Source organism: Kaarinaea lacus, assembly GCF_975902315.1.
In genome coordinates this window covers 1-4,713 of sequence record NZ_CDLKIE010000071.1, presented here as the reverse complement: position 1 = coordinate 4,713, position 4,713 = coordinate 1, and the positions used below count along the sequence as shown (strand labels likewise).

The window sequence follows — 4,713 nt, the reverse complement described above, 5'->3', positions numbered from 1 at the left end:
TATGGGTCGCCCTGAATTTAGTCTGATTGTGCCAGACGCCTGAGAGGCTCATGCAATGGTAATATCCATTCTGCGTGTTTTAGATTACGTTCGAGTTTGGTCAGGTCGATGCCTGGATTAACCAAAGGGGCTGGTTCACGTCCGTTCAACGATACGTAATTGTTTACCCTGATTTCAACATTATCCAGGTTATAGTCCTTCTTCCATTTTTGTTCCAGATAGCGAGCGAATTGTAAAACCATATCGGGTTGCGTAGGCATTTTACGCACCTGCTTTTTTGTTAAATAGTACTCTGGTTCAATATACCAGGATTGTCTGGATATGGGGTCAAGAATGGTGAAATCCGCAAATCCTTTTTTATCCCGAAGCTTCATTTGCCAGGCGAAACGATGACCTTCTTCAGTCCAGCTCACGTTCCCCGGATATAACAAGTGACGCAGAGGAAATAAAATTTGAAAAGATAGCCATACGCCGATAAATATTAGCAGGGAGTTTTGAGCAACTGTGTTTTGCAGTCCCGGAGGTGTAAGAGCTGAACCAGGGCTCGAGGCAGTAAATCCAGGTTTATTATCATTAAAATAGCTCGCCAGTTTGTTAGCTACCTGCTTTGGCCAGTCAGGATCAAAAAATACCAATGTACCGAATAAGGTTAGCCACGGGAAAATCCCGATATTAAAAGTAAAGTGATTTAGCAGGTGGAAGCAGGCGTAAATAATAAAAACGGCAAGACGGGTACGCTTCCAGAGTAACAATGGCGCGCCAACAATATGTAAAAGGATTACCCCATAAGCCGCAATCGCAATGGCCCAATCCTGAGTATAAATAAAACCGACAAGGGGCATGTCAGCACGCATTGATAGCCACATGCGTAATGGTTCCAGGTTCAACCAGTCAGAATTGATTTTTACTATGCCCGCGTAAATATAAAGTACTTCAAACTGCAATCTTAAAAGCCAGATTGACCACGCTGGAACGGTGTTCGACTGGCGCTTCGGCCATAACTTTGCATCGACAGAAAAACTCCGGTGTGCGGGCAACAGGATAAGCAGGAAACTAATCAGAATCACCAGGTAAAAGTGGTTTAAGTATCGCGCCTGATCCAGCAGAAAAACATAGCTGAATGCCAGAAAAAAAATAAACGCACTGATTCGGTAAAGAAACCCGATGCCAATGAATATAGCGAGTATGCCAAGTGCGATGAAGTGATAGTACATACCGTCACCCGGCCAGGGCTGTACCCATTCAAATCCATAATATTTGAAGTAGAACTCGGGTTTGATATAAAACGCATGAATCCAGTCGTGTCTCCAGTAGCGAATGACTTCCCAGAACATAATGACGGCAAAACCAATTCGAAATACTACCAGGAAGGAAATGTCGATCGGATTGAATAGCTTAAGTTTTATACGTTCTGTGAACATGAGAGATTTGTTCAATCCAGGATATATAATTAGTTAATATTAATAACTGCAGCTAAATATAACCGGATGTTTTTTTAGTAATATTTTGTTAGCCAGTATGCGATATGGCGAATAAATGTCAACCGTAATTCGATCTGGTTTTGTTTTTGTCTGGTCTCCCGGGAGGGCTGTCGCAATATGCAAGATTACATAGGCGTACGGGTTGAAGAGATTACGTGGGAAGTCTTCGCCGAATACCTTAAGGTTAGTTCGTTGTCGGTGCTGCCCATTGCTGCCAGTTGTAAGGAGCATGGATTGCATTTGCCCATGAATGCTGACGCGGTTCAGGCTTACTGGATAACCGAGCAACTATTAAAATCGTATGAGCTAATCGTGTGGCCAACAATAGGTTACGGCTATTATCCTGCGTTTATTAATTATCCAGGAAGTATTAGCGTCACTGATGAAACCTTTATAAAGTTCGTCGCTGAGGTGTGTCAGTCTATTTTTAGTCATGAAATAGCGCATCTTATTATTTTAAACACCGGTATTAGCACAATTTCTCCATTACGTAGTTTAATTGAAAAATATGAATTTGATGGGGAGTTGCATTTATGGAATTTGTATCAAGGGCGTCAGTTCAGGGCGATAGAACAACAAATATCACAGCAGGTAACAGGCGGGCATGCCGATGAAATTGAGACATCAATCATGTTGGCGATGGCGCCAGAACAGGTTGACATGAAGAAAGCCGAATCGGGTTTGAGTGCTGGTGCAACGAGAGGTGTATTGCAAAAAAGTGATCCAGAATCAGGCAACTATTCAATCAGTGGTGCGATTGGGGATCCGACATTAGCAACACGCGAGAAGGGTGAGCTTTTTCTTAAGGCGATGTTACAGGATCTTGAAGATTATATATCAGATATAAGAAAACGAGTTGGATAAGATGCTACCCATCGGCGTAATATTTATTTGTTCTTAACCCGGCATTCGTGGGTGAGTTCGCGGCTTCCATCTTCCTTTACGGTATCAATTCGTACCGTGAATCCCCACAACTGTGCGAGATGCTTTAATACTTCATCTGCTGCTTCGCTTAATGGTTTTCTGTTATGTTGATTATGGCGTAGTGTTAATGAACGATCACCACGCAGGTCAACATTGTAAACCTGGAGGTTAGGTTCACGTGAACCCAGATTATATTGTTCCACCATTGCCTGGCGTACTTTTTTATAACCCGCTTCATCATGAATTGCGGTAATTTCAAGGGTATTTTTTGAATCATCGTCCAGCACGGCAAATAATCGCAGGTCACGAATCAGTTTTGGTGACAGGAATTGCGCAATAAAACTTTCATCCTTGAAATTGCGCATTGCAAAATCCAGGGTTTCCAGCCAGTTGCTGCCTGCAATATCGGGAAACCACTGTTTGTCTTCTTCCGTTGGATCTTCACAGATTCGCTTGATATCACTCATCATGGCAAATCCCAGGGTGTAGGGATTTATGCCGCTAAAATAGGGACTGTTGTAAGGCGGTTGTGCTATGACGTTGGTATGTGACTGGAGAAACTCCATCATAAATCCGTCAGTAACAAGGCCTTCGTCATAGAGTTTATTAAGTATGGTGTAGTGCCAGAATGTAGCCCATCCTTCATTCATTACCTGGGTTTGACGTTGTGGATAGAAATATTGGGCGATTTTACGAACGATGCGAACAATCTCGCGTTGCCAGGGCTCCATTAATGGCGCGTTTTTCTCTATAAAATATAACAGGTTTTCCTGTGGTTCGTGAGGGAAGCGGAACTCTTTTTGTTTGTCGTCTTCTTTTTCAACTGCCGGAATGGTGCGCCACAGATCGTTAACCTGAGATTGCAGATACTCTTCACGCTCTTTTTGCCGTAACAGTTCTTCTTCAGTAGACAACGGTGACGGTCTTTTGTAACGATCAACACCGTAGTTCATTAATGCGTGGCAGGAGTCGAGAATCATTTCTACTTCGCTGATGCCATAACGTTGCTCGCATCTGCTGATATATTTTTTTGCAAAAAGCAGATAGTCAATGATGGCATCCGCATTGGTCCAGGTGCGAAACAGGTAATTACCTTTGAAAAAGGAATTATGGCCATAGCAAGCATGAGCAATTACCAATGCCTGCATTGTCATGGTGTTCTCTTCCATTAAATAGGCAATGCATGGATTTGAGTTAATCACAATTTCATAGGCTAATCCCATATGGCCGCGTTTATAACGTCGCTCCGTTTCCAGGAACTGTTTGCCGAACGACCAATGATTGTAACCCAGTGGCATGCCAACCGATGAATAGGCATCCATCATTTGCTCAGAACTTATAATTTCTATCTGGTTGGGATAGGTATCCAGGCCAAAGCCTTCGGCTACGCGTGCAATTTCTTCATCGTAGTTTCTAATGAGTTCAGGTGTCCATTCCGATGTTTCAGAAATAGGCGTGCGTCTGGACTTCTTTGATTTAGTGGTGGCTGTTGTCATGCTTCGTGTTTCTTGAACAGTTCACGGAATACGGGGTAGATGCTGGTTAATCCGGCAATATCCTGAATGGCAAAGTTGCCAAAATATTCTCTAACTTTTTCGTATTCACGCCATAAGCTTTGATGCTCATAGGCGGTGATTTCAACGTATGCATAATACTGCAGGCAAGGCATAATTTTGTTGACCAGAATTTCACGGCACGCAGGTGAGTCGCCTTCCCAGTTGTCACCGTCTGATGCCTGTGCGGCATAGATATTCCAGTCTGATGTCGGGTAGCGATCGGCGATAATCTCATACATCAGTTCCAGGGCACTTGAGACGACTGTGCCTCCTGTTTCGCGGGAATAAAAAAATTCCTGTTCATCCACTTCTTTTGCGGTAGTGTGGTGACGAATAAATACAACGTCAATGTTTTCATAGGTGCGAGTCAGGAATAAATACAACAGTATAAAAAAACGTTTTGCGATATCCTTGCGTTCTTCGTTCATTGATCCGGATACATCCATCAGGCAAAACATGACCGCGCGCGTAGTGGGAGATGGTTCTTTAACGCGATTGTTATAACGCAGGTCAAAGGTGTCTATAAATGGAATCGCATTTATTTTTGTTTTAAGCCGATGGATTTCTTCTTTGAGTTCCAGAAGTTTTGGGTGGTCTTCTTCGTGTAGCGAATTGAGTTCGTCGTATTCTGTTTCTACCTGCTTGAGTTTTTCCTGGTAAGGCGCACGCAATGCCATGCGTCTGGCCAATGCGCCCTTCATGGATCGTATTACGTTGATATTGGTTGGTACGCCACTGGTGGTATAACCAGC

Annotated in this window: 4 protein-coding genes; 1 reads left to right on the top strand and 3 read right to left on the bottom strand. The window is 43.3% G+C overall.

The window, feature by feature from the left end; all coding sequences use genetic code 11:
- Positions 1-17 precede the first annotated feature (17 nt).
- Positions 18-1,421 carry an HTTM domain-containing protein gene (locus tag ACWVCM_RS01650; protein ID WP_455199958.1) on the bottom strand — a complete coding sequence of 468 codons (1,404 nt, stop codon included), beginning with the start codon at positions 1,419-1,421 and terminating at the stop codon, positions 18-20.
- Between the two features lie 177 nt (positions 1,422-1,598).
- On the opposite strand from ACWVCM_RS01650, the gene ACWVCM_RS01645 reads away from it, so the two are divergent.
- Positions 1,599-2,345: a creatininase family protein gene (locus ACWVCM_RS01645; RefSeq protein WP_455199957.1), complete on the top strand. Its 747-nt coding sequence runs from the start codon at positions 1,599-1,601 to the stop codon at positions 2,343-2,345.
- Positions 2,346-2,368: 23 nt separating this feature from the next.
- Here ACWVCM_RS01645 and ACWVCM_RS01640 read toward each other — a convergent pair whose 3' ends face one another.
- Together ACWVCM_RS01640 and ACWVCM_RS01635 are read right to left on the bottom strand one after the other, a co-directional pair.
- A complete protein-coding gene (locus ACWVCM_RS01640; protein ID WP_455199956.1) occupies positions 2,369-3,901 on the bottom strand; it encodes a SpoVR family protein in 1,533 nt (510 codons plus the stop codon).
- Positions 3,898-4,713, bottom strand: an 816-nt coding sequence (locus tag ACWVCM_RS01635; protein ID WP_455199955.1) for a YeaH/YhbH family protein, incomplete at its 5' end; no start/stop codon positions are given. The genes ACWVCM_RS01640 and ACWVCM_RS01635, both read right to left, overlap by 4 nt.

Bases quoted from the DNA above. Each gene is read 5' to 3' on its own strand.
- ACWVCM_RS01645 (WP_455199957.1), top strand. From the start codon at position 1,599: ATGCAAGATTACATAGGCGTACGGGTTGAAGAGATTACGTGGGAAGTC.
- ACWVCM_RS01650 (WP_455199958.1), bottom strand. From the start codon at position 1,421: ATGTTCACAGAACGTATAAAACTTAAGCTATTCAATCCGATCGACATT.
- ACWVCM_RS01640 (WP_455199956.1), bottom strand. From the start codon at position 3,901: ATGACAACAGCCACCACTAAATCAAAGAAGTCCAGACGCACGCCTATT.